The sequence below is a fragment of the Pseudomonas syringae group sp. 26L6 genome (assembly GCF_032587815.1).
GTDB classification, from domain to species: Bacteria; Pseudomonadota; Gammaproteobacteria; order Pseudomonadales; family Pseudomonadaceae; genus Aquipseudomonas; species Aquipseudomonas amygdali.
The window spans coordinates 1-25,526 of sequence record NZ_JAWHPJ010000038.1 but is presented as its reverse complement, the minus strand read 5'-3'; the positions used below and the strand labels follow the sequence as shown (position 1 = coordinate 25,526).

Annotated in this window: 23 protein-coding genes and 2 pseudogenes; 6 read left to right on the top strand and 19 right to left on the bottom strand. The window is 58.0% G+C overall.

The genetic code is table 11. From position 1 onward, the window contains the following. Positions 1–317 precede the first annotated feature (317 nt). From RYA97_RS17405 to RYA97_RS17390, 4 genes are all read left to right on the top strand, one after another. Positions 318–2,279, top strand: a complete 1,962-nt coding sequence (locus tag RYA97_RS17405) for a methyl-accepting chemotaxis protein (protein ID WP_046832711.1) — start codon at positions 318–320, stop codon at positions 2,277–2,279. A 605-nt stretch (positions 2,280–2,884) separates the two neighbouring features. Next, complete coding sequence (locus RYA97_RS17400) at positions 2,885–3,202, top strand: hypothetical protein (RefSeq protein WP_005755789.1); 318 nt, start codon at positions 2,885–2,887, stop codon at positions 3,200–3,202. A gap of 224 nt (positions 3,203–3,426) precedes the next feature. Further along, positions 3,427–3,945 carry a chalcone isomerase family protein gene (locus RYA97_RS17395; RefSeq protein WP_057404686.1) on the top strand — a complete coding sequence of 173 codons (519 nt, stop codon included), beginning with the start codon at positions 3,427–3,429 and terminating at the stop codon, positions 3,943–3,945. A 17-nt stretch (positions 3,946–3,962) separates the two neighbouring features. Continuing rightward, the gene (locus tag RYA97_RS17390) at positions 3,963–4,496 is read left to right on the top strand and encodes a DUF3833 domain-containing protein (protein ID WP_005783065.1); all 534 of its coding nucleotides are present in this window, start codon (positions 3,963–3,965) and stop codon (positions 4,494–4,496) included. Between the two features lie 42 nt (positions 4,497–4,538). Here the strand turns inward: RYA97_RS17390 and moaA are convergent, their stop codons facing one another. The 9 genes from moaA to RYA97_RS17345 form a co-directional block, all read right to left on the bottom strand. After that, positions 4,539–5,537: a GTP 3',8-cyclase MoaA gene (gene moaA, locus RYA97_RS17385; protein WP_005783063.1), complete on the bottom strand. Its 999-nt coding sequence runs from the start codon at positions 5,535–5,537 to the stop codon at positions 4,539–4,541. 278 nt (positions 5,538–5,815) lie between these two features. After that, positions 5,816–7,162, bottom strand: a complete 1,347-nt coding sequence (locus tag RYA97_RS17380) for a cation:proton antiporter (protein WP_005783061.1) — start codon at positions 7,160–7,162, stop codon at positions 5,816–5,818. Positions 7,163–7,311: 149 nt separating this feature from the next. After that, the gene (locus RYA97_RS17375; RefSeq protein ID WP_316892772.1) at positions 7,312–8,364 is read right to left on the bottom strand and encodes an ABC transporter substrate-binding protein; all 1,053 of its coding nucleotides are present in this window, start codon (positions 8,362–8,364) and stop codon (positions 7,312–7,314) included. Next, positions 8,361–9,545 carry an NAD(P)/FAD-dependent oxidoreductase gene (locus RYA97_RS17370; RefSeq protein WP_117139785.1) on the bottom strand — a complete coding sequence of 395 codons (1,185 nt, stop codon included), beginning with the start codon at positions 9,543–9,545 and terminating at the stop codon, positions 8,361–8,363. The genes RYA97_RS17375 and RYA97_RS17370 overlap by 4 nt, the downstream gene beginning before the upstream one ends. Further along, entirely contained in the window at positions 9,542–10,933 is a 1,392-nt protein-coding gene (locus RYA97_RS17365) for an FAD/NAD(P)-binding oxidoreductase (protein WP_316892770.1), read from the bottom strand. Before RYA97_RS17365 ends, RYA97_RS17370 begins: the two co-directional genes overlap by 4 nt. Continuing rightward, on the bottom strand, positions 10,930–11,220 hold the full coding sequence (locus tag RYA97_RS17360) for a (2Fe-2S)-binding protein (protein ID WP_002553787.1): 291 nt from the start codon (positions 11,218–11,220) through the stop codon (positions 10,930–10,932). The genes RYA97_RS17365 and RYA97_RS17360 overlap by 4 nt, the downstream gene beginning before the upstream one ends. A 17-nt stretch (positions 11,221–11,237) precedes the next feature. Then, on the bottom strand, positions 11,238–12,032 hold the full coding sequence (locus RYA97_RS17355) for an ABC transporter permease (protein ID WP_005783051.1): 795 nt from the start codon (positions 12,030–12,032) through the stop codon (positions 11,238–11,240). 3 nt (positions 12,033–12,035) lie between these two features. Continuing rightward, positions 12,036–12,908: an ABC transporter permease gene (locus RYA97_RS17350; protein WP_016980417.1), complete on the bottom strand. Its 873-nt coding sequence runs from the start codon at positions 12,906–12,908 to the stop codon at positions 12,036–12,038. Next, the gene (locus RYA97_RS17345) at positions 12,905–13,933 is read right to left on the bottom strand and encodes an ABC transporter ATP-binding protein (protein ID WP_005783047.1); all 1,029 of its coding nucleotides are present in this window, start codon (positions 13,931–13,933) and stop codon (positions 12,905–12,907) included. The genes RYA97_RS17350 and RYA97_RS17345 overlap by 4 nt, the downstream gene beginning before the upstream one ends. A 241-nt stretch (positions 13,934–14,174) precedes the next feature. Between RYA97_RS17345 and RYA97_RS17340 the strand changes: the two genes are divergently transcribed. Beyond that, positions 14,175–15,014 carry an IclR family transcriptional regulator gene (locus RYA97_RS17340; RefSeq protein WP_016980418.1) on the top strand — a complete coding sequence of 280 codons (840 nt, stop codon included), beginning with the start codon at positions 14,175–14,177 and terminating at the stop codon, positions 15,012–15,014. A 14-nt stretch (positions 15,015–15,028) separates the two neighbouring features. On the opposite strand, the gene RYA97_RS26580 is transcribed toward RYA97_RS17340, so the two are convergent. The 7 genes and pseudogenes from RYA97_RS26580 to RYA97_RS17310 form a co-directional block, all read right to left on the bottom strand. Beyond that, on the bottom strand, positions 15,029–15,784 hold the full coding sequence (locus RYA97_RS26580; RefSeq protein ID WP_394342752.1) for a methyl-accepting chemotaxis protein: 756 nt from the start codon (positions 15,782–15,784) through the stop codon (positions 15,029–15,031). 129 nt (positions 15,785–15,913) lie between these two features. Next, a pseudogene (locus tag RYA97_RS26575) lies at positions 15,914–16,651 on the bottom strand (MCP four helix bundle domain-containing protein); the annotation flags it as partial. 290 nt (positions 16,652–16,941) lie between these two features. Beyond that, positions 16,942–17,904, bottom strand: a complete 963-nt coding sequence (locus tag RYA97_RS17330) for a class I SAM-dependent methyltransferase (RefSeq protein ID WP_005783041.1) — start codon at positions 17,902–17,904, stop codon at positions 16,942–16,944. Positions 17,905–17,969: 65 nt separating this feature from the next. Beyond that, positions 17,970–18,674: a YoaK family protein gene (locus RYA97_RS17325; protein ID WP_002553779.1), complete on the bottom strand. Its 705-nt coding sequence runs from the start codon at positions 18,672–18,674 to the stop codon at positions 17,970–17,972. 51 nt (positions 18,675–18,725) lie between these two features. Then, a complete protein-coding gene (locus RYA97_RS17320; protein ID WP_002553778.1) occupies positions 18,726–18,953 on the bottom strand; it encodes a hypothetical protein in 228 nt (75 codons plus the stop codon). 130 nt (positions 18,954–19,083) lie between these two features. Then, the gene (locus tag RYA97_RS17315; protein WP_002553777.1) at positions 19,084–19,425 is read right to left on the bottom strand and encodes an FKBP-type peptidyl-prolyl cis-trans isomerase; all 342 of its coding nucleotides are present in this window, start codon (positions 19,423–19,425) and stop codon (positions 19,084–19,086) included. A 150-nt stretch (positions 19,426–19,575) separates the two neighbouring features. Next, entirely contained in the window at positions 19,576–19,857 is a 282-nt protein-coding gene (locus RYA97_RS17310) for a hypothetical protein (RefSeq protein ID WP_002553776.1), read from the bottom strand. A 652-nt stretch (positions 19,858–20,509) separates the two neighbouring features. Here RYA97_RS17310 and RYA97_RS17305 point away from each other — a divergent pair. Beyond that, a complete protein-coding gene (locus RYA97_RS17305; RefSeq protein ID WP_005744172.1) occupies positions 20,510–22,078 on the top strand; it encodes a TerC family protein in 1,569 nt (522 codons plus the stop codon). Positions 22,079–22,147: 69 nt separating this feature from the next. Here RYA97_RS17305 and RYA97_RS17300 read toward each other — a convergent pair whose 3' ends face one another. The 3 genes and pseudogenes from RYA97_RS17300 to RYA97_RS17290 all read right to left on the bottom strand — a co-directional run. Further along, positions 22,148–22,723, bottom strand: coding sequence for a GNAT family N-acetyltransferase (locus RYA97_RS17300; protein ID WP_046835084.1), 576 nt, complete (start codon positions 22,721–22,723; stop codon positions 22,148–22,150). Positions 22,724–22,779: 56 nt separating this feature from the next. Next, positions 22,780–23,463 (bottom strand): permease, encoded by a 684-nt coding sequence (locus RYA97_RS17295; protein ID WP_316892767.1) that lies wholly within the window; start codon positions 23,461–23,463, stop codon positions 22,780–22,782. After that, positions 23,460–25,526, bottom strand: a pseudogene (locus RYA97_RS17290) (hypothetical protein); the annotation flags it as partial. The gene RYA97_RS17295 and the pseudogene RYA97_RS17290, both read right to left, overlap by 4 nt.

Genomic DNA, 25,526 nt, shown 5'->3' with positions numbered 1-25,526 from the left:
AGATTGTCGTCGCTGTTACAGGTGACACTCTCGGTGTTTTATATTTATCTTCTCATCATGACCGCTCCAGGCGGTCATTTCTTTGCGGATCCAAACTTCTCACGCCCTCTGCTTTATCAAGTTCGCTATTTGAATTAACAAATTCAAATAGTGGGTAAAGCTTCCCGGAAGGCGGCCGAGACAGTGATACGGAAGCAAGACCGGCTACGGCAGGCTGATAAACCAATTGTCCCTGGCGACAAAAAAACGTCGACGAATACAGAACGTTACGCCCTGGATAGCCTTTATAGAAAAGTCTGCACGTCATGAGGTCTGCAATGCTTAGAAATGCTCCTTTGAGTATGAAACTGCTGCTTATTTTAATATTCCCCCTATTGGGCTTCCTGGCCTTTGCAGGTTTGTTCGTCGCTGACAAAAGCGAAAACCTCGGTGACATGAGGCGAGCAGTAACAGCCACCGCAGTTGCACAGAAACTGAGCAACGTGGTCACTACCATCCAGCGCGAGCGCGGTGCCAGCGGCGTGTTTCTGGGCAGCGGCGGCAAGTCCATGCAGGACAAATTGAAGACCTTCCGTCAGGAAACCGACAAGGCGATAAGCGAGATGCGTGCCCAGTCGACCGACGGTATTCCCGGTCCGGACAAAGTCTACCGTGCACTGGATGACCTGACTGCGTTGCGCCTCAAGATCGATACGCTGGGGATCAACAACACCGAGTCCTCTACGCGCTTCACCGACGTTATCAAAACACTTGTCGGGTTCTCCTATTCACTGGAGGCGAGTATCGAAGATCCGCAAATACTGCGTGGCCTGAGTTCGCTCAACCAGTTCATCGACATGAAGGAACGTGCCGGTCGCGAGCGCGTGCTGCTCGGCCAGGCATTCAACCAGAACCGCTTTGACGCGCCCCTGTTGTCACGCTTCAGTCGTAACCTCGGAGAGTTCTCCGGTTACCTCGAAGCGTTTCAACGCTGGTCCCCTGAAGTATTCAAGACCAAACTCAATGACGTCATGCAGCAGCCGGGCTCGCTGGAAGTGGCGCGCTTGCAACGCCTGGGTTTCGATACCCCGATGGGTGATCCGCTCAACGTCAAGCCGGAAGACTGGTTCAACCTTGCCACCGTGCGTATCGACATGATGGCTCAGGTAGAAGCAGAGCTTGGCCAGAACGTGGTCGGCCTGGCAACGGATGCGCGCAGCTCTGCTCAAAGCAGCCTGTATGTGGCGGTTGCTACTGTCGTCCTGATGCTGATCGTAGTGCTGTGGCTGGCGTCGGTCATCATCCGCAACATCAAGGTCGCAGTTGTCGATGTGAACCGCACATTGATGGCACTTTCCACCCGCGACCTGACCGCGCGGACCCGCTATATCGGCAAGGATGAGTTTGGCGAGATCTCACGCAATCTTGACAACATGGCGCATCAGATCAGTGAGGTTATCAGCGAAATCGGCAGCGCCACGGCGCAGGTTGCCACCGCTGCCGAGCAGTCCTCCGCAGTGGCGTTGCAAACCAATCAGAACGTGGCGCAACAACGCCAGGGTACCGATCAGGTCGCTACTGCCATCAGCGAGATGAGCGCCACGGTAAAGGATGTAGCGCGCAGCACCACCGACGCGGCCGAGATGTCGCAACGCGTCAACAACAGCACCGTGCAGGGCAAGACCGAAATCGACAACACCATCGGCCTGATTCAGGAACTCTCGGTGCAGGCTGAAGAGACTTCGCGGATCATCGACGAGCTCAAGGGCGAGAGCAACTCGATCTCCTCGGTGCTCGATGTCATTCGTGGCGTCGCCGACCAGACCAACCTGCTGGCGCTCAACGCAGCCATCGAGGCTGCACGTGCCGGCGAGCAGGGGCGTGGTTTTGCGGTGGTTGCCGACGAAGTACGCAATCTGGCCAAGAAGACTCAGGACTCTACCGTCAGCATCCAGAAAATGATCGCCAACCTGCAGTCCGGCTCGGAACGCGCAGCAGCGTCGATGCAGGAAACCCTGGGCAAGGCGCAGGAGGGGGCCAGCAACGTCGTACGCGCTGGCGAACTGCTGGAAGAGATCGCCGAAGGCATCGCGACCATCAGCGACCGCAACATCCAGGTCGCTTCGGCCGCTGAAGAGCAAAGCCTGGTGGCCGAAGAGATCCACCGCAACGTCGACGACATCAACTCGCTGGTCATCCAGGTGAGTGCAGGTGCCGAGCAGACAGCGGTCACGAGTCGTGAACTGGCCAGGCTTGCTGAGCAGCAGCAGGGGCTGGTGGGACGGTTTAAAGTGAGCTGACAGTAAGCTGTTTGTGTGTTTTGAAAAGGCCTGGAAGCGAACACTTTCAGGCCTTTTTGCTGGTCTTCAGATGCTGTCGTGCCGATGTCCCTGAGCCTGCCCAGCATGACCATTCAGTCACCTTTTAACGTAACCCCACGTCCCTCATATAATTATGTAGTGCTATAAAATAATCACTACATAATCGTTGACGTACCCGTTTTCCTTTTGCATTATGCAGCTGTCTCCCCGATCGGGAGCGCTGCAAAGTGTACTGAACAGGCTCGGCAAGCCGTCGAGATGTTCCCGGATGTAGGCTGCCCACAAGGCAGATTGATGGAGCTGAACTGGCATTTGTCGTCGATATGGGCGAGAAGCTGGCGAAACGTCCTCATGATGCTTGTAATGGATCGATTGCCGATCCTGGGTCAGGTCTTTGGGTTTCGTGACTTCTTCTCTCTGCGCTGATGCCGCTGTGTAGCGGCTCTTCATCAAGGCTACCTGCATGTCCTTGAGGGGCTGGAGCGACATTCGACCAACACTTACGTGTGTCGCATTGATGACGCTCTGGCGCATGAACTTGATGTATCAATTATTGAACGGTCTACGAGCGAAGGAGCATCAACATGAATATCAACAAGCAACCGACTATTGATGAACTGGCTCGTCTGTTTGCAGTATGCAAAGACACGCTGGACAACCACATCGTATGGATTGCCGATTCGGGTGAAGTCCATGTCGACGCCATGTCGCCATTCACCCAGGAAGACGAATTCCGTGACGCTCATCCACAGATGCGCACTGCGCTGAAGATGTTTCGCCGCGGTCAGGGTTATGTCGGCAAAAAAGCGGCGGCCGACCGCACGTATGTGGAAAATACGCTGCAGGCGCTGAAAGGCGAATGGCAAAAGAGCCGTCTGCAGGCACACTCTCAGGTCGCCTGAATTCAAGGTGCGATAAGTATTGAGCCCTGAAGCCTGTTCCCGAACCTGATCGGGAACAGGCTTTTTTATTTTCAGCGCCCGAAAGGGTAATTGCCTTATTGGTTGTACAAAGTGTTTTTGCTGGTATAGATTCCGGCCATGAGTCAGTTATCTGGCTTCTCTCATTCCCGGCCTGCCGATGCTTTCATGGCAGCGCCAGCACCTGACCTACACAGAGGTTGCCGATGCGTGCGCCACGATGGCTATGGTTGGTGATGTTGCTCAGCGCTGGCGCTTCGGCGGATTGGCGGGAGGCATTGCCCAATGCCCAGGTTGTCGGTGGCGGTGATCTCAGCCTGTTCGGCTTTCGTGTCTACACGGCCAGGTTGCTTAGTCCCGCCAAGCCCTTTGTAGCGAATGCGCCGCTGGCTCTCGAGCTGACTTACCATCGCGATATTGACCGCGAAGATCTGGTCGATGCCAGCATCGATGAGATCAAGCGTATTTCCGGGTCGAAGGTGAACGAACAGCAACTGGCGCAATGGCGTCAGCAAATGAACCAGTCATTTGTCGATGTTAAGCCGGGCATGAAGATTACCGGGGTTTACCTGCCCGGCCGCGAAGCGCGTTTCTATGTCGGCGACAAACTCCAGCATGTCGTGCCCGACAGTGAGTTCGCCAAGGCTTTCTTTTCCATCTGGCTTGACCCGAAAACCCGTAACCCCGAGCTGCGTGAGCAGTTGCTCGGCAGTACCGGCTCATGACCCATCAAGGAGGGCGCATGCTGAGAAAGTGGATGTTGATGTTGTTTGCGGGGCTTGTACTGAGCGGCTGCGGCGGTGTGCCGGTAACCCGTTACAGTCAGGAAGAGCCCAAGCTCGATCTGCGCCAGTACTTCACCGGGCGTGTCGAGGCCTGGGGAATGTTTCAAAAGCGCTCCGGTGAAGTCACCAAGCGCTTTACCGTGGTGATCGACGGGCACAGTGAAGGCGAAGTGCTGGTCATGCACGAGGCCTTCAGCTACAGCGATGGCACCAAGCAGGTCCGGGAGTGGCGCTTGCGTCCCGATGGTCCGGGGCGCTGGAAGGGCACGGCAGGTGACGTGGTTGGCGAGGCCTATGGCGAGGTGTCAGGCAACAGCTTCCACTGGAACTATGTGCTCAGGTTGCCGGTGGACGGCACCGAGTATGACGTGAGCCTGGATGACTGGATGTACCTGATCGACAAGCAGACCATGGCCAATCGTTCGTCGATGACCAAACTGGGCGTGGAAGTCGGGCAGATCACTTTGTTCTTTCGCAAGTCGGGCAAATAAACCGCGCCTCATGAGCTGAGGCGTTATCCACCAGTGCGGCTGTCAGCCGCCCGTCATATTCATGAAGCGCACCACCTGCACGCCATCGTCGTGGGTGAAGTTGTGGCTCCACGGCTTGATTTGCATCGCATCGATGATGGCTTTTTCGAGTTTCTCAGGCTGACCGGGATTGGCGCGCAGTACCGCTTTCAAGTCCACGGAGTGCTCGTTGCCCAGGCACAGCAGCAAGCGGCCTTCGACCGTCAGGCGCACGCGATTGCAGGTGCCGCAGAAGTTATGGCTGTGCGGTGAGATAAAGCCAATGCGAATGCCTGGTGCTTCGGCCAGACGCCAGTAGCGCGACGGCCCCTGGGTCGAGTCAGTGGAAGGCACTAGCGTGTAACGTTCGGCAATGCGCTCGCGAACCTGATCGCTGGAGTAGAAGGACTCGGCACGGCTGTGCTCGCTGATGATGCCCAGCGGCATCTCTTCGATGAACGAGACATCCAGATTGCGATCGATGGCGAACGCCAGCAGGTCGTTGATCTCGTGATCATTGCGACCATGCATTACCACGCAGTTGAGCTTGGTGTGCACAAAACCTGCGGCATTGGCGGCGTCGATACCGGCAATGACCTTGTGCAGATCACCCGTGCGGGTCAGCTCGCGAAAACGTTGCGGGTCGAGGCTGTCCAGGCTGATGTTCAAACGGGTGACGCCCGCCTTGAACAGCGGTACGGCCAGTTTGTCCAGTTGTGAACCGTTGGTGGTCATGCACAGTTCGCGCAGGCCGGGCAGGGCGGCGATCTTTTCGCACAGACCCACGACGCCCGAGCGTACCAGTGGCTCACCGCCGGTAAGACGAATTTTACGCGTACCCAGCGCCACGAAGCGCTCGGCTACCTGAAGGATTTCCTCCAGCGACAGAATCTGTTGCCGAGGCAAAAACGTCATCTCTTCGGCCATGCAGTACACGCAGCGGAAATCGCACCGGTCGGTGACCGACATGCGCAGATAATCGACTTTACGTGCAAAGCGGTCCATCAGGACGGGTTCTGACATTTCACCTTCTAAATGATCGAGAGAGCTGTATTCCAGGTTTGGAGGCCAGCGTGCTACAGGGGTTCAGCTCTTTTGCAAGGTGCAGCATTCAGGCCTTTGCGCAGGCTGGCAAAGTGCCCAAGCCTGCTCACATATTAGCTGCACGCCTCAAGCTTTGCACTGGCGACTATGCACCTGCTACATGGCCGCCACGCTACCGAGTCGAAATGCCGCAGTCCAATTGCTTCTTCCAATACCCTCATCGACCTCATCTATGGCCCTTTGCCGTAGCAGGCCTGTTAATCAGGGTTGGCGGCGGCGCTGCGCTCGTAGCGTTCCAGTAAAGGCTGGATGCTGATGCCGTGTACCAGAATGCTCAGCGCTACGACCGAAAGTGTCATGCCGATCACAACGTGGCCGACATCGTGTGCCAGACCGTGTGACAACGCAAAACACAGGTAATAAAGACTGCCGATCCCACGAATACCGAACCATCCAACCAGTGCTTTTTGTCGGACGTTGAGCAGGCGACGACTCACCAGCAACCAAACGCTGGCAGGACGAATCACGCAGAACAGCGCGATACCCAGACCAATCGCGCGCCAGTCCCAGTACATCGCCAGCGCAGCGCCCAGCAGGGTGATCAGCAACACTTCCATCGCGCGTTCCACCAGGCTGCCGAACGCGAGCATATCCCCCATCATTACCCCGGCAGCCAGTTGCGAGTCGCTCATGTCTTCGCCCTGCGCTACTGTGCCCTGTTCGAGGGACGCAGTCATATGCCCCAGGACCGGTTGCGCGACATGCTCCGATGGCAGCTCTGAGCGCGTGACACGTACTTCAGCCTGACGCAGCCCGAATCCGGCGGCAAAGACCGAAAGAAAACCGAAGGCTCCCACACCTTGCGCGACCACGTAGGCCAGGGCGATCAATGCCAGCGCCAGAAAGTCATTGGGTGATGTGGTGCTGTCGGCGTTCTTGATGCGGAGAAAGATCATCAGATGGCCAACGCCGCGGCCCATGCCGTAACCAATCAACAAACCGGCCGGAACCGCCCAGATCAGGTCCTTGATCAGCCATCCCTGGACCCAGTCGCTCATTGCGCCCCCGGAACTCAGGTACAGCAAGGCAAAGATCACGAACGGAAACGCCGTCCCGTCGTTGAGGCCCGCTTCGCCGGACAGACCAAACCGCAGGCGATCCTGGTCCTGGGCGTTGTTCACCTGGACCATCCCGGCCAGTACAGGGTCGGTCGGCGACAGCATGGCACCGAGCAACAACGACACGCCCCAGTCCAGGCCGATGATGTTGTGCCCCGCGACCGTCACGCCAGCAATGGTCGCCAGCATCACTGGCCCGGCCAGCCAGTAGGCAGAGTGCCAGGCCTTGCCGCGCAGCGGCAGGCGCAACTTGATGCCCGTACCGAACAGGGAAAACAGTACCGCCACCTCGGTCAGGCGCTCCAGCCATTCGTAGGATTTTTCGAAATCCAGATTGACGATATCCAGGCCCATCGGCCCGATGCCAAAGCCGAATCCCAGGCATACCGCTGACGTGGTCACCGGCATCCAGCGCAGGTACGAGGACGTGAGCGCCAATAGCATCAAGAGCACGCCAAGCACGCTCATGCAGACAATAAAACTCATAAAGAAAGAACCACCGTTAAATGCGCCTCAAGAAGAGGGCGTAACGGTGGGACTCTCTTGTGCGGTAATAAGTTGAAATAATTTGCCGGGCGGTGATCAGCCGGTGTTTGCCTGTAAACGGCACGGCCTTTTGACCTTGCCGCTTGCGACTAGCGCTCGATACTGCGGCTCCAGCGTGCGTTCCACTCGGGGCGGATCTGGTTGACTTGATCCCAGTCGATGGTTACCGCTGTTTCCAGGTACTTTTCCATGGCCTCGACTTGCGCGCGCGTCTTCTCGGAGGTCGGTGTTTTCGGATTTGACGGGATCTGATCGCCTAATTCCAACGCAGGTGCCTGTGCTTCCGGTGTCAGCAGGTAGGCCGCCAGCTTCTGGGCCAGCTCTGGCTGGTTGTTATTGGCGATTGCACATTCAGCCACGTTCAACACCACGCCGCCTTCCTTGGGCGAGGCGTATTCCACCGGCACGCCCTTGATCTTCAAGGCGGTCACTTGCGTCGGCGTCAGCGGGAACAGCGCGGCTTCGTCGGTCTGTACCATTTCCGAGATCTTCGCCGAACTGGCGATGTATTCCAGCACGTTCGGTCCAATGGTCTTCGGCCAGGCCTTGAAGCCTGGCTCGACGTCTTTCTCGCTGCCGCCCTGGATACGGTTGAACATCAGAAAGCCATGCAGGCCGAAGGTCGAGGAGGCCAGTGACTGGAACACCACCTTGTCCTTGAAACGTTTGTCGGCCAGGTCCATCCATGAGGTGGGCGCGCTCCAGCCCTTTTCCTTGAACATCCGCGTGTTGTAGGCCAGGCCGGTCACACCCAGGCTGACGGCCGCTGCCTGTTCCTTGATTTTTGCCTTGGCAGGCAGGTCAGCCAGGCTGGCGCTGGGCTGCAGGGTGTCGCACAGGCCCATGGAAATGGCTCGGTACATGATGCCGTCATCGAGGAAGATGACATGCATCTGCGGGTTGTCTTTACTCGCCTGCACCTTGGCGAGGATGTCGGCCGAGGTGCCGGGCACGATCACCACCTTGACGTTGTTGGCCTTCTCGAAAGCGGGCAGCACCTGATCGGCATACAGGCGCTCCATGGTTCCGCCGTTCATGCCCAGGTACAGCGTGGTTTCGGCCTGGGCAGGCAACGACACGAGTGCGGCAGCCAAGGGCAGGCATGACAGGCTGGTGAGGGCGAGACGTTTGGTGCTTTTCATAGGGACGACCTTCCTCTGTGCAATGGGATGACGTTCGTAGCGGGTTCTATCTCTGTGGGTTGGCTAGCTGGCTGGCGGAAGCGGCCGATGGAAAAGGCCTCGAGCGAGATCGTTGAGGCACCGCCGCAGACCCATTCGGCCAGCGCTTCGCCCGCGGCCGGGCCGATCTGAAAGCCTGCCCCGGCAAAGCCGAAGCCGTGCAGCAGGCCTGGTCTTGTCAGGCTCGGGCCCAGCACCGGTTCGCGATCAGGCAGGTAGCCTTCAGTGCCGCTCCAGGTGCGAATGGCCTGGGCACCGGCCAGTGGCGGGTAGAGTTCGACGGCGTTGCGCAGGATGTCGAGCACTGCCGCCTGTCCTGGTCTGGCGTGTGCCGGGCCGAGGGCAAAGCCTTGTCCGCCGCCCAGCACGCAATTGCCGCGTGCCACCTGCCGGGCATAGATGCCGCCGCCTTCGACACCGGTGCTGACGTCCATGAACATCGGCAGTGGTTCTGTCACCAGCATCGCCGGATGCCCCGAATACATCGGCACCGGTTCGTTGAATTGTGCCGCCAGCGCTCCTGCCCAGGCGCCAGCGCAATTCAGTAGCCAGGGGGCTCGCAGTGTCAGGCCGCTGGCGGTCGTGACGATGAAGGCGTTGCCGTCGTGACTGACTTCGCTGACCGGCGCCTGCTCGAATACCTGAGCGCCCGCCCGGCGAGCTGCGCGGGCAAAGGCGGGCGATACCAGACGCGGATTGGCGTGCCCGTCGTCGGCGCATAGCGATGCACCGACGGCGACATCGCCCGCCCAAGGGTAACGGGCGCGCAGTTGCTCTCGATCCAGCAGTTGCAAATCCAGCCCGAACCCCTGGCTGGCTTCGGCGTAGCTGCGTAGCGCATCCATGTCCTGCTCGCTGCGCGCCAGTTTGAGGTGGCCGGAGCGCTGGTATTCGCCGTCGATACCGATCAGATCGCACAGGCCGCTCCAGATCTGATGCGCCCGTTGCGACAAGGGCAGTTGCGACAAGGGCCTGCCCTGACGGCGTACGCCGCCATAATTGACGCCGCTGGAGTGCGAGCCGCAAAAGTCGCGCTCCAGCAAGGCGACACGCTTGCCCTTCAGTGCAAGCGCCAAGGCTGCCGACGAGCCGACGATGCCGCCGCCGATAACAATCGCATCGCTTTCAATCAGCGTGCTCATGGTTGTGTCTCCGCTGATTGTTTGTCCACGGGCAGCATCTCCAGGCCGAACGGCAGTGGCTTGATCGGTGCCTGGCCGCGTAGACGGCCGACCTGCTCAACTGGCCGGCCGCTCTCGCGGGCGATGATCTCGGCGGCTGCCAGGCCGCACATCCGGCCCTGACAGCGGCCCATACCCACCCGACACATGGCCTTGACCCGGTTGATCTCCCAATGGCCGTCCTGCACGGTGGTACGAATATCGCCCGCAGAGACCTCTTCACAGCGGCACACAAGCGTGTCATCCGCTACATTGGCAGCCCAGTCTTCGGGGAACGGAAACGCGGTTTCCAGCCCGTGGCGGAAGCTTTCGATGCGTTGCAGTGCGGTTTGCAGGTCACTGATACGCACGGCGTCGACGGTGACACCGCTGTCTTGCAGCAGCCCGAGCGCGGCCAGTTCTCCGGCCATTTCCGCCGCGTCTGCGCCCATGATTCCAGCACCGTCGCCTGCCAGATACACTTCTGGCACGCTGCTGCGCCCACAGTCATCGCGAATGGGCAGCCACGCTCGGTTAAGCGGGCTCCAACCGAATTCACAGCCGAGCAGGTCGGCCAGTTGTGTCTCGCTGCGCAGCGCATGGGCAAAGGCTACTGCGTCGCAGGCCAGGTGGCCTGATTGGCCGTTGCGTTGCCAGTGAATGCCGTCTACGCGTTTGTCACCGTTGATGCGTGTGAGGTATGCGCCCTGGTGCACGGGAATGCCATGCGCACTCAGCCACGCGCGGTAATACAGGCCCTTGGCAAGGGTTGCCGGTTGGCCGAGCAGCGCAGGCAGCGCCTTGCATTGGGCTGAAAACGGCGCGCTGTCGAGCACCGCCAGCACGTTCGCGCCAGCCTTGGCATATTGATAGGCGACCAGATACAGCAAGGGGCCGCTGCCGCAAAACACCACGCGTTCGCCAATCGCACAACCCTGATATTTAAGTGCGATCTGCGCTGCACCCAGGCTATACACGCCGGGCAGTGTCCAGCCGGGCACTGGCAGAATGCGGTCGGTGGCACCTGTGGCGACAATCAGTCGGGTGAAATCCAGGGTTGCGACTGTTCCGTTGTGCAGGGTATCGAGTTGATTGCCTTCGACGTTCCACACCAGCGTCTGCGGTCGGTAGTCGATCTGTGTTGTCAGTGCATCGAGCGCCTGATGCAGCGCAACGGCCCTGCCGCTTTCAAAGCCGTAAAGCGCCTTGGCCGAACGCTGGAAATTCTCTGGCTGGCGACGATAGATCTGCCCGCCGCCGCGCAGACCTTCGTCGATCAGGCAGGCTTTGACACCGTGCTCCAGCAGCGTCTGGGCAGCGCGAATCCCGGCTGGGCCGGCGCCGATAATGGCAACGCGGTCTTTGCTCATGGCCGCCGCCCCGGTTCACGAATAATCGCCTGGCCAGCTTCCAGCAGCGTCGAACAGGCACGCACTCGCTGGCCGTTGCCGAGTCTTACCCAGCAGTCCTGGCAGGCGCCCATCATGCAGAACCCGGCGCGCGGCTCGGCACTGAAGTCACTGCCGCGCAGGTGCTCACTGGCGGTCAATACCGCAGTCAGCACGGTGTCGCCCAACAGACCATTGGCCGGTTGCCCATCGAGGGTGAAGGGCAGAACGGGGCGATCATGTTCAGCCAGTCGTTTCAGCAATGCCATAACGTGAAAGCTCCGGATCAGTGTTTGCCGACCAGCACCCGATCCAGCCCATAGACCCGGTCGAGCAGGATCATGGTGGCGGCGGTGAGGGCGATGACCAGTGCCGATACGGCAGCCATCATCGGGTCAATGGATTCGGTGGCGTAAACGTACATGCGCACCGGCAGCGTCTGGGTAGCAGGCGAGGTGACGAAGATCGACAGCGTGACTTCATCGAAACTGTTGATGAACGCCAGCAGCCAGCCGCCTGCCACGCCGGGCAGGATCATCGGCAGGGTGATCTGCCGAAACAGGGTCAAACGGTTGGCCCCCAATGACTCGGCGGCGTGTTCGGCGCTGCGGTCGATACCGATCGCCGCCGCCAGCACCAGACGCAGTACGTAAGGCGTGATGACCAGCACGTGGGCGAAGATCAGCCAGGTGAAGCTGCCGTTTACGCCCATCAGCGCAAACAGGCGCAGCATCGCCACCCCCAGCACCAGGTGCGGAATGATGATCGGCGAAAGAAACAGCGCATTGAAAAAGTTGCGGCCCGGAAATGTATGCCGGGTGATCGCCAGCGCAGCAGGCACCGCGATCAACGTCGCCAGCGTTGCGGACACAAACGCCAGAATCAGGCTGTTGTAGAACGAGTCGATAAAGTCGGCGCGTTCGAACACCGCCTTGAACCAGCGCAGCGAGAAGTCGGTAGTGGGCAGGCTAAGGGTGTTTTCCGGGGTAAACGCCACCAGGCACACCACCACCAGCGGGGCCATCATGAAGATCACTACCAGCGCATGAAACGACAGGGCCAAAGGACCGTTCTTGGACATGGATCATTCCCCCAGAGTTTTTTTGTAACGGCCTTCGATCAGGCGGTTCCAGGACAGCATGACCAGCAGGTTGACCAGCAGCAGCGCCACCGCCAGGGTCGCGCCCATCGGCCAGTTGAGCTCCGAGAGGTACTGGTCGTAGATCACCGTGGCGACCATCTTCAAACGTCGACCACCGAGCAGGCCGGGAATGGCAAACGAACTGGCGGCCAGGCCAAAGACAATCAGTGAGCCGGACAGCACGCCCGGCATGACCTGTGGCAGGACGATCAGGCGCATGACTTTCGCCTGACTGGCACCCAGCGACAGCGCGGCCTGTTCGGCGGTGGGGTCGAGCTTTTGCAACGAGGTCCAGACCGGAATGATCATGAACGGCAACATGACGTGGACCAGCGCGATGATCACGGCAAACGGGGTGTACAGCAGTTTCACCGGGCGACCGCCCATGAACTGGATAGCCTGGTTGATCAGACCGTCCGCCCCCAACAGAAGGCTCCAGCCGAAGGCCCGGACCACCACCGAGATCAGCAGCGGCGTGAGGATCAGAATCAGGAAGATAGAGCGCCACGGTGTGCCCATGCGGCTCAGAATGTAGGCCTCCGGCACACCGATCAGCACGCAGAGCAACGTCACCAGCGCGCTGATCCAGAAGGTGCGCAGGAAGATTTCATAGAAATACGAATCGGTGACCACGGCCGTGTAATTGGCCAGCGTATAGCTGTCGCTTTTCACCCCGACCTGATAGTCGAACACGTTGAATGACAGCAGCAGCGTCAGGCCCAGCGGCAGCACCAGCAAGCCGATATACAACGCCAGTGCCGGAGCTGACAGCCAATAACCGCGGCCACCCTGACGCATTTCGCTCATCAGGCTCATGCGCGCACCTCGTCGGCGTCCAGTACGCGCAGCAATTCGGCTGGCCAATCGATGCCGACCGCAGCACCTTGTTCCAGCGGTGCCTGGCCGTCGTTGCGACGCACTACGGTTATTTCGCCGATGCCGGTCTGAATGCGATACAGCCACTGGCTGCCGAGAAAGTAACGCGTGACGATACGCCCCGACAGCCGTCCGCAGCCGGGGTCCACCAGATCAATTTTCTCTGGACGCAGGCTGAGTGTCAGCGTGCCATCGCCGGGTAGCAGACGGATCTGCGGGTTGCCGCTGCTGTCCGGGTCGCCCTGCAACATATTGGCTTTGCCGACAAACCCCGAGATAAAGCGCGTGCGCGGGTGTTCGTAGAGCGTGTAGGGCTCGTCGATCTGCGTGATCCGTCCGGCCTGCATCACCACCACCCGATCACTGATCGACAGGGCTTCAGCCTGATCGTGGGTAACCATCAGTGTGGTGATGCCCACTTCATTCTGAATACGGCGAATTTCGAACTGCATCTCTTCGCGCAGGTTGGCGTCCAGGTTGGACAGCGGTTCATCCAGAAGCAGCACCGGCGGCTCGATCACCAGTGCTCTGGCCAGCGCGACCCGCTGCCGTTGCCCGCCAGACAACTCGCGCGGGTAGCGCTCGGCATGCTGGCCGAGACGAACCAGTTCCAGCACCCGTGTGACACGCTGTTGCAACTCGGCAGCAGGCACCTTGCGCATGCGCAGGCCAAACGCAACGTTGTTGGCCACGGTCATGTGCGGAAACAATGCATAGCTCTGAAATACAACGCCCAGACCCCGACTGCTGGGCTTGGCGTGGGTAATGTCGCGGCCGTCGAGCACGATGCGCCCGTCACTGACTTCAACGAAGCCGGCGATCATTTGCAGAGTGGTGGTTTTGCCGCAGCCGGAAGGGCCGAGCAGTGAAACGAATTCGCCCTTGTCGACGGCCAGGTTCGTGGCGACCACAGCGTCTATGGAACCGTAGCGTTTGGAGAGACCTTCGAGCTGCAGAAATGCCATGCCTGCTTCCACCTGTGTGCATGCGCGCCGAGGCACGCGTTTGTCATGGGCAGATGCGAAATGAAGTCATGCAGTTCTGTGGACGTTGGTGCTCGCTCTGAGTCGGCTACCGATGATTGTTCAAATCGCCCCTGTGGACTGAGAGTAGGGCGAAGGCTAGGATGGGCTCAACAAGCAATTTCACTGAATAACATCTTTCTTCGAATTAATTCTTTTAGTGGAAAAATAGCGAGCTATATTCATGAATAATTCCACTGATCGGAATACTGATTCTGCGCAAGTGGGCGTCGGCGCGGTGTCGCGTCTGTTCGCCGTATTGCGTTGCCTGGGCGATTGCGACGAGGGCGGCGAGCGGGTCACACAACTCGCCCAGCGTGTCGGGCTCTCGCAACCCACCACGCACCGCTTGCTGCGCAGTCTGATGGATGAGGGCATGGTCGAGCAGGACCTGCTCAGCAAGCGCTATCGGTTGAGCATCGAATTCTTTGCGCTGGCCGCCAAGGCGGGCAACACCGGCAATCTGCGCGACGTGGTACGCCCCAGTCTGTTACGCCTGTCTGCATCGCTGGGCGACTCGCTGTTTCTGCTGGCACGCAGTGGCTTTGACGCGATCTGTCTGGACCGCAGTGAGGGCCCGTACCCGATTCGCACGTTCACCGGCGACATTGGTGGCCGTGTTGCGTTGGGCGTGGGGCAGGGCAGCTTGGCGATTCTCGCGTTTCTCCCCGAGGACGAGCGGGAAACGGTGATTGCCTACAACCTGCCACGGCTCAAGGATTTTCACCTGTACGACGAGGTGTTTCTGCGTTCAGAGGTCGAAAACGTGCGCCGCCTCGGCTACGCCGGGCGCAACACCGGCGCGCTACCGGGCATGGCCGGGCTGGCCGTGCCGATCCTGGACCGCAGCGGCCGGGCAGTGGCAGCGCTCAGCGTGGCAACTATCTCCGACCGCTTGGGGCCTGATCGCCTGATGACCGTGGTAGAACTGCTCAAGCGTGAAGCCACGGCCATCAGTGCCAGAATCAATCCCTTCGATCCTTCGCTGCGACGGCCCAGCCAGGTATTTGGGCAGGCGGAGTAAAGGAGAGGTCCGTCTCAGATTGAAAACTTCGACACCATACGGTTGAGATCCACAGCCAGGCGAGACAGCTCCTGGCTGGCAGTGGAGGTCTGGCTGGAAGCCGAAGAGCTCTGCGCCGACAGATCGCGAATGCTCACCAGGTTCTCGTCGACCGACCGCGCAACATGCGCTTGCTGTTCAGAGGCTGTCGCAATCATCAGGTTGCGTTCATTGATATGACTGATCGACGCGGTGATGTCCTTGATCGCAATCCCGGCCTGCTGGGCGATCAGCAAGGTGGCGTCGGTTTCCGCATTGCTCTGCTTCATCGACTGGACGGCTTCATTGGAGTTCTTCTGAATACCCTGGATCATCTGTTCTATTTCCTGGGTAGACGTCTGCGTGCGATGTGCCAACGCCCTGACCTCATCGGCAACCACCGCAAACCCACGGCCCTGTTCGCCAGCCCGCGCCGCTTCGATGGCGGCGTTGAGCGCCAGCAGGTTGGTCTGTTCGGCGATGGCGCGAATCACGTCCACAACCTTGGCGATGCTTTGAGCCTGATTGGCGAGGCCTTCTACTTCTGTGCCGGTTCTGTCCACGGTGTGACTGAGCTTTTCCAGCGCAGTGATGGTCTGGCCGACGCAATCCTGGCCAGTCTGCGCGGATTTTTCACAGGCCTGGGTAGAGGAAGAGGCCGCAACAGCGTTGCGTGCGACCTCTTCGATGGCGGCTGTCATCTGGTTGACCGCCGTGGCCGCCTGCTCGGTTTCCTGGGTCTGACGCTGCATGCCCTGTGTGGAATCCTGTGTGATCGAGCTCATTTCTTCGGCGGCCGAGGCGAGCAGGCCTGAGGCATCGGAAATATGCTGAATGGTGCCCTTGAGGTTAGAGAGCATCGCTGCGCTGGCTTTTTGCAGTTCGGTCAGCTCGTCTGCCCCGTTGATTTCGACAGTCGTGCGCAGATCACCTTCGGCGATCCGTCGTGTGGAGTCGAGTAGCGCCTTGACCGGCTTTGCAATGCTGCGCGTAAATAAGGTGGCAACAATCAACGTAATGATGATGGCGAGAATAATCAGCGTCATGGTCACGGTCAGCCCGCTCTGATAATTCCTGTTAGCCACCAACCCCGATTGTTCGGCTCCTTTGATATTGACTTCGATCAGTTTTTCTATCGATGCTTGTAACGCCTTGGCTTGCGGGCTCGTCACATCGCGAATGAATGCGAATAATTCGCTATCGGACTTGTTCTTGCTAAGTTCAACCAGTTCATCGATTTTGGCGATGTAAGCCGACGCATCAGCCTTCACTTTTCGATAGGCTTCCTCTTCTTCCGGGCTTGATACCAGAGGGCCGTAAGTGTCAGCTTCTTGCAGTAACGAATTTTTCAATCCAGTCAGCTTGTTCATGGACTCGGAAGACCGTCTGTCGTCATCCATCACGAAGCGTCGAGCATCAAGGCGATACAGCAGGCCTGCGGTATTAATGCGGCCTGCCTGCCTCACGCTGGGCAGCCAGTCATTCTGTAACCGCTCGGCGGACTGGTGGAGCCCTTCCATTTTGAACAGTGCGTTGATGCCCAGGCCAGCGAGCAGCAAGCAAATAAAGCCAAAGCTGACAAACGCCCTGAGGTTCAATCCGATATTTCTTATTGGCATTATGGATCCCCTTTGTGTCACCACTTCATGGCGGGGGCCATCATTACAAATGATGGTGACTTGATATCACTCTAGTGCTGTGGCCTGGAAAAAACTACTGTCTGACACAAAAAGTTTATTGGTCATTCAGGAAGTGTTAAACAAACAAAAAGTTGGAAAATAGTCAGACTTTTAATGGCGAGGACTGTTTTTGAATGTGAAAAGTTTGTAAACGCATTTCCCGTAACGTTACTTGTTCCATTGACGGTAGCCAGCGATACTCGCGCGTCGCTGGCTAAATTCTTTAGGGTTTACGCCCACCCTGTCCGACTCAAGCCTTCAGCCTTGAACACCAAAGCCTTCAGGCCGCCATCGACCCGCGCATCCGGGAATTCCGGCGGGTTCTCCAGGCGTTGTTCGAAGCGCAGGCACGGTGCCTCGATTGCCGTGTGCTGGATCAGAAAGTCCGGCCCCAGCGCCGGATCGTTCATGCATGCCAGCACCGAACCGTCTTCATCCAGCAACTCTGGCAGACGGCGCAGGACTCGCTGGTAGTCCTTGTCGAGCATGAAGCTGCCTTTCTGGAAAGACGGCGGGTCAATGATGATCAGGTCGTAAGGGCCGGAGCGGGTGACTTTGGCCCATGACTTGAACAGGTCATGCCCGAGAAAGGTGACCCGGCCCAGGTCCTGATCATTGAGCCGGTGATTCTCACGACCGCGATTCAATGCCGCGCGGGCCATGTCCAGGTTCACTACATGGTCTGCACCACCGGCAAGGGCGGCGACCGAGAAGCCGCAGGTGTAGGCGAACAGATTCAGGATGCGCTTGCCCTTTGCCTGGGCCTGCACCCATTCGCGGCCATAGCGCATGTCCAGAAACAGACCGCTGTTCTGCTTCTTGCCGAAATCGACTTTATAACGCAGGCCATTTTCGGTGATCACCCATTCATCGACCACCTCGCCGGTCAGCCATTGCGTAGTGCTTTGCGGCAGATAGCGGTGTTGCAACAACAGGGTATGGGCCTGACTTTGTTGCCACTGCGGCGTTTCGATCAACTCGTTCAACAGCTGCGTCAGAGCTGCCAGTTCGGGCTCAAGAGGCTCTTTGAACAGCGAGACCAGCACCACGCCCTGCATCCAGTCGACGGTAATGTGCTCCAGCCCCGGCCATACGCGACCACGGCCATGAAACAGGCGGCGGGTTTCAGTCGGAACGTTGTTCAGGGCGGCGAGTAGATGCTGTTGCAGGATGGCGAGTGCTTCAGGGGTCATGACGAAGGTCGGTTATGAAAGGCGGCGTATGGTAAACGTATTTCAGCAGATGGGAATCGCAGGGTTTAGCGAGGCATGTATTGACGTTGCCAGCGATGCGGGATTTTCAATGAAACCAGCCCCAGCAATGCCGACAGGCTGCCGCTGATCAACAGGGCATTGAGCCCCAGGCGTTGTTCAAGCAGTGCGCCGATGACCGCCCCGATGAACATGCCAACCCACGGCACCAGTTGCACGCGCCAGCCATCCCGGCGCTCGCCCAGTATCCAGCGGCCCAGGCCACGCCCGAAACGCGACAGCGCGCCGGTTACATAGGTCAGGCCGACCGGCAGCCCGTTGACCTGTTCCACGGCGGCGTTGAGCATGCCCATTGCCAGAATGGCCCAGATCAGTGCGAGCATATTGCTTTCCAGCGGCCATGCGGCTGCGGCGCACAGCAGCGTGGCGATCCCCAGCAGCAGGGGCAGGGCGCGCCGGCCGCCAAGCCGTGCAACGACGACGCCCAGCGCATTGCCGGCAATAAAGGCGAAGATGGCGAGTGCCAGGCGAAGGGTCACGCTCAGGTCGCCGGCACTGATCGCGACGGCAAGCCGGGTGGTGTTGCCACTCATGAACGAAACGAAGTCGCCGGTCGCCATGAAACCGATGGCATCGGTCATGCCCGCCAGAACCGAAAGGCTCGCCACCAGGCACATGCCGACCCGGCCACGCCATTTCTGCATGTTCAGGTGCCTGGGGCTGGCGCTGATTCTGGCGGGCTGTGGCAGCATCGAAGGCCCTCTGGACCGATGGAGGCGCGTCTGAACGTTGGTTTCAGCGGTTCATAGTGGCTTGGCGCGTACGATTCGCTTGGCCCTGACCTCATCGGCATAGGCCTTGAGCTGATCGGCATCGCTGTAAAGGCGGTTGACCATCTGCAGTACTGCCGTCACGTCGACATCTTTCATTTGCGAGGCGAGTTTGAGAATTTCTTCCGCCGTGTTTTCCAGATTGGTTGCTGTCCCTTTCAGGTGCCGCTTCAGCTCCTGAGTCGACTTATTGAGCGCCATACGTGTTCCTGTGCCAAGACCTTGAATTCCATACCCGGAGCATGGCTTTTTCCGCGATAACAAGCAATCAGGCTTATGCCTGTCAGCCAAGGTCATCGGCCGATTCAAGGCGATCTGCAAGGCAGCCCGCTCAATCGTCGCGGGTCAGCACTTCCAGCAGCTCTATTTCAAACGTCAGGTCGGCACCCGGCTTGATGTGCGCGCCCATCGTTCTGTCGCCATAGGCCAGATGGGCAGGGACGAACAGTTTGCGTTTGCCGCCCACCTTCATGCCCATAAGGCCCTGATCCCAGCCCTTGATAACGCGTCCGGTGCCGATCACGCACTGAAACGGCTTGCCACGCTGGTGAGAGGAATCAAAGACAGTGCCGTCTTCGAGGGTTCCGGTGTAATGCGTGGTGATCAGCGCACCTTTGACCGCTTCCTTGCCTTCGCCGGGATGCAGGTCGGTAATCTGTAATTCTTTGCTCATTACAAGGCTTCCGTTTTTAGCGCGCTCAATGAATGCCGAGAGCGTGCATTTTCGCAGCGCTTTCTCGCAGAAAAGCATGCCTGTGACAAGCGGGCGAAACGAAAACGGGGAAGCTTTCGCTTCCCCGTCGTATTCCGATTGTGTCGTTCGTCAGAGATTCTGCGAACTGACCACCATCGCCTGGGCGATATTCTCTTTCTGCTCCTGGGTGAAACCGTCCCAGATATTGGTCTTGGCGTAGTAACCCAGGCCAGCCAGGCAGTAAAGGCTGAGGGTCAGAACGATGACGATTGAAACAAAGGTCCAGCGGCCTTCGTCATCGTTTTCCCGAGTGAAGCTGCGGGAATAGTTGTCCTCGGCGCTGCGGAAGAACAGCGCGGACGATAGGCGCTTGAGCCATTGGAACAAATGAACGACAACGATACGCAGCATGGGAAATCACCTCAAAGGTTAAAAGAAACGGGTCGTCCGCGATGCCGGTCACCGGCGTCGGGGTGCAAAAGCTGAAAACGAAAAAAGCCCGTCTATGACGGGCTTTCTTTTTATGATTCTGGTCAGAGGGCAGGGGATCGTGCATTCACACAAGTCGCGTTGGACACTGCGCAGGCCTGACGTTATTGCAACATTTTAAAACAAATGATTTGTGTGATCTACCCGGACACTGCCGTTGTCAGACAACTGGTCGTACCTGGGGGTGCGGCAAAACGTCGCTCCGGGTTGAGCGAGGCTTAGGAATACGCCGTGCTTTTGGTCAAGTCTTGTAATACTTATACAAAATACGAAACAGTTGTGTGTATTGTACGATCAACGCCCGTATTGATTTTCAGGACCGTATGAATACCCTCCAGGAGCCTCCGAGTTGCCTTCCCTTCACCGCTGATGGCTGGCCAGTGATATCCCATTCACCAGGCAGGCCGTTTGATTCGAACGCCGGTTTACCCTCTCTCTCGTGTTGCAATGGCCCCGACATGCCTGTGCATGGTCGCAAGGCACCTTTGCGCATGGCAATTCATTGCAGTGCGTGGCCAGCTGTGGCCAACGATGAGTTTTCCCGCCATTTTTCTCGTGAGGCTGCATAACTACCATGGAATGGATCGCTGACCCCACGGCATGGCTTGGCCTGCTGACCCTCATCGTGCTGGAACTGGTGCTGGGTATCGATAATCTGGTGTTTATTGCCATTCTGGCGGACAAACTGCCCCCCGAGCAACGCGACAAGGCGCGCGTCATCGGCCTGTCGCTGGCACTGATCATGCGCCTGGGCCTGCTGGCGAGCATCTCCTGGATGGTGACGCTGACCGAGCCGTTGTTCGAGATCTTCGACAAGACGTTCTCCGGTCGTGACCTGATCATGCTGTTTGGTGGTGTGTTCCTGTTGTTCAAGGCCACCATGGAACTGCACGAACGGCTGGAAGGCCATGTTGCTCAGCGCGCTGGTAACGCAGGTTATGCGTTGTTCTGGCCCATCGTCGCGCAGATCGTGGTACTCGACGCGGTGTTCTCGCTGGACGCCGTAATCACGGCCGTCGGCATGGTCGAACACCTGTCGGTGATGATGATCGCTGTGATCTTTTCCATCGGCCTGATGATGATTGCCAGCAAGCCGCTGACCAAATTCGTCAACAGCCGCCCGACAGTGATCATGCTGTGTCTGGGCTTCCTGATGATGATTGGTTTCAGCCTGACCGCCGAGGGCCTGGGTTTCCATATTCCCAAGGGCTATCTGTACGCGGCCATCGGTTTCTCGATCCTCATCGAGGTGTTCAACCAGATCGCTCGCAAGCGCAGCAAGAAGTCTGCTCATGGCCACCTGCCGCGTCGCGAGCGGGCTGCCCATGCGGTGATGCGTCTGCTGGGCGGTCGCAAGCTGGAGTCTGGCGATGTCGATGAGGAAATCACCGACATGCTGGAAGGCGAAAGCAGCGAGCCGGTGTTTGACCGTCGTGAGCGGGTGATGATCAGCGGTGTACTGCAACTGGCAGAGCGGCCGATTCGCACTGTGATGACGCCGAGGGCCGAAATCGACTATATCGACTTGAAAGACGATGCTGAGAAAATCCGTCTGAAACTGATGCACTCGTCCTACTCGCGTCTGCCGTTAATTGGCGAGCGAGGCATCGATGAGCCGCTGGGCTTCGTGCACAAGAAAGAGCTGTTCAAGGAATTGTTGTCCGGCAACGAGCCCGACCTGAAGCTAATGTCGCGCAAGGCAATCAACCTGCTGGAAAGCTTCACCATCCTCAATGCCCTGGAGCAGATGCGCAAGGAGTCGACGCACATCGCTTTTGTGGTCAACGAGTTCGGTGATTTCATCGGCGTGTTGAGCATGACCGATATTCTGGAGTCCATCGCCGGCCAGCTGCCGGACGCCAGCGAAGTGGAAGGCCCGGACATCGTCAAGCAAGGCGAGGACTTCGTGGTATCGGGTGCCTTGAACCTGAGTCTGATTCGCGAACGCACCGGCTTCCAGGCCAAGGCCACCGAGGATTATCAGACCCTCGCCGGGCTGGTCATGAGCCTGCTGGATCGCCTGCCTTCTACCGGCGATAGCCTGGACTGGCAGGGCTGGAAACTTCAGGTTGTCGGCGTGGAAGAGCGCCGGGTGACTCGGGTGTTGTTGCAGAAACAGCCCGATATGGGTTCTGGCAAATAAGCACGGAGCTGTAATACAAAACGGGGCCTTCTCATGTGAGCAGGCCCCGTTTTCATGTGTGCGCCGCGCTTATTTTCGACGCGGACGCGACACCACAGATTCGATATTCTTGCGGCCGATCAGCTTGGGCTGCGCAGGTTCTTTGGCCATCGGCGCATCAGCCAGCCACTTGAACATCACCAGACAATCCACCAGCCCCAATCGGGCGTGACGATAAGCCTTGGGCAAACGCCCGACTGTCTCAAAACCCAGCTTGGCCCACAGCGCGACAGCTACTTCATTGCTGGCCACCACCGAATTGAATTGCATCGCCAGGAACCCGCTGTCGCGCGCCAGTTGCTGCGAGTGCTCGCACATCAACCGCGCCACACCACGACCCCGCGCCGCATCCGTCACCATATAGCCGCAATTGCAGACATGATTCCCCGGACCTGCCGCATTGGCCTTCAAGTAATAGCTGCCCAACAGCTGGCCGTCTTCCTCGGCAATCAGCGTGTGCAGCGGCAGCTCCATCCACAGACTGCGGGCCTGCTCCTGAGTGACGGCAGGGTCGTAGGCGTAGGTTTCCTGAGCGATGACGACAGCCTGAAAGGTGGGCCAGAAGCGCTCGAAGTCTTCCGTGGTCATGGGGCGGATCTGGATCATGGTGAGGCCTTGGTGGGTAGGGCTTGAATTCCGGCGTGTACGTTAGCTTGGGTGTGCTACCACTTCCAGGCTTTTTCGGCGAACTCGGCGGTGGAGGGGAGCACGGTGTGGAGAAAATTCAGGTATTTGTTGAACAGTACTTCGTGCTGGAAACGGGCCTCAAAGCCTAGCGTGACGTCAGTGCGGTGCGTGATGATCATGAGGCGTTTACGGTCGACGGTTACAAAGTTGTACTCATCCCAGGGCAGGCTTTGTTCATGATGAATGGGGTTTTCCCAGTTTAGTAGCTTGAGGGCTGCGATACAGGCCATGGCTGCCGGGCCGATCAGGAAGAGCAGTGAGCCGGTGAGGGCGGCTATGAAGACGAATATCAGGATGACGGCTATGGCAATGCCCTTGAAGAAGGACGAGGCGAAGTCGGGGTAATGGAGGTAGTACTCCAGGTGGGCGCAGTTGGTTTTTATGGTGTAGTTGTAGATGGTTTTTTGACGGATGAGCAGGCATATGAAATACGCAAGAATTCCAGCAAGCGCGAGTATGGTGCCCACTAATGAGTAAAGACTGTCTGAGAACATTATCCAGCCTCCCCACATGTAAAGTGTGCTTCCTATCACGTAGACGGCAATGAATATGGACTGAGTTATCATCATTTCTCTAGGCGATCTCGCAAGTGTTTTGATCTTCCAGTTCAGAACGTCTTTGTTTTTTGGCAGGTACAAGGCTTTTTCTTGCTGGTTCATACAGGTGTACCCTCTGCTACTTCTAGGGTCAGCGTGCCGACACTGCTTGATGTCTTTACTTCAAGCTCCACAGCAGCCAAACCATCGATAGCTGTATCGCCTCTTGTGCCAAGCTCCATCTGAAACAGATAGCCTTGATCTTCCTCGCCAGGATGTATCAGATTGCTGGGGTACCAGATTTGCAGCTCAAGATAGGTTGCGTCCTTGTCGAGCGGCACCCAGGTTTCCCAGATGAGGTCTTCGTTTTCGGGCGGCATCAACGGGTAGGTGAAGTCTTCACTCGCCTTGCCAGCAGGCTTGTTGGTTAGCGTTCCGAACTGTTCGGCCTTCCTGAATTGCCCGTGGGCCAGAAAAGCTTCATGCAGAGGGTCGTCTATTTTTTGTACCGGTAGCACTCCCCATGGGCGCTTGCTGCTAATGACATTGAAGTGCACGGACTGCCCGCGCACTAGGTTGGGCAAGCGCACTTGTACTCCAACGCCATTTTGTACCGCTACGCTGTAGTGATCGCCTTTGCCAAGATAACGGCTTTCATAATGCACAGTGCTTTTTACATAAACCTGCGGAGATAATTGAATTTCCATCAATGCGCGAACCTCTTCGCTCTCACCTTTGACAGTCTCGGGGTAACGATAGTCTAGGGTTCTCGACCAACAGCACTTACGTAGCCACCAGCCGACGCTGTCTTGCTTGAAATAACTTAAAGCCATTGTAGTAAAAAGATATATAGATCCTATTACGAGCAGCGCCACGCTGAACCATGGACTCATCGCAACAATTGTGAATGTGCTTGCGGGGGACAACCCTGCTATAAATTGAAAAGTGGAGCCTACTCCCATTGCGAATATAGAAATACCTTTAACAATAATCGTGTTCTTTTCCTCAGGTGTTTTAGCTGCGTAAAAATCATCTGTGATATCAAATAGTTCAAGCGTAACTGCTGCTACTCCAAACCCACCCATCGCCACCATCGAAACCCTGAACCCACGTATTGCATCACTCCACGTCGCATTTCCCTTGGCTTTCCAATACGCACTGGACCTGTCCAGAACCCCTACATTCTTGCCATCGATCAGTACCGGCGTCGCATCCCTTATTACGCTCCACGGCGCTTCAACAAACACCACCATCAACAGATTGAAGCTGTAACCCAGTCCATACGTAACCTTGCCAATATCCTTGGCACTGAAGTCTCCATCTCGGGTGAGATCACGATAAGTGAGTGCGGTATTGATGAAGTTGAGCATGATCACACCCCAAGTGATCGAGCCCGCAGTGCCGCCGAGTCGGTCGGTCCAGCGTTTGGCTTGGGCCAGCCAGTCCTTGGCCAAGGTTTTGCCGGACTGGAAGTACTGGCGAATCTCGTCCTGCAGTAATTTGGCGTATTCGTTGTTCTGGAAGTCGAGCAGAGAGGGGATGCTCAGTTCGTGGACGCGCAGTTTCTGTTTATGGGCGTGCAGGTTGCGAGCGGTGCTTTGGCGTGTGTTGTAGGCATTCGGATATAGCCACCGGCGACGGGTATCGCTGATCTGCTTGTTGAGGACTTGCCACTCGCGTATCCACTGTTTGAGCTTGGTGAATACCTGTTGATCGACTGCGATGCGCGCCTTCGAATCGAGCAAAATCTGGCCGATCAACAGGGTGCGAAGCAATGCGACGATGTTCTGCTGTTTGCCCAGGGCCATGCGGCTGTCGATGGGTACCCAGGCTAACAGGATACTCTCGAGCGTTGCCTTGCCTGCGCCGCTGGCCAGTTCGCCGAGGGCTTTGAAGGTGCCCTGAACGGGTTGCTTCAGCGCTTTCATCCACGGCTTGTCGGCAAAGCCCTGGTGATTGAGGGCACCATTGAGTTCGCCAATGCGTGTGGCCAGGTTGGTGACGTCGCCAAGGCCGTTCAATAGCGCGTCAGCTTCTTGGTGCAACGCCTGTTTGAGCGCGGGTGAGAAGCCGTAACGCACTGTGCCAAACAGCGTGCTGGCGTTGGCTTCCTGCTCGGCCAGCCAGGTGGTGGTTGCGCTGTCCTGGGCGTAAATGATCTGCAGGTTGAGCATGATCGTTTGCAG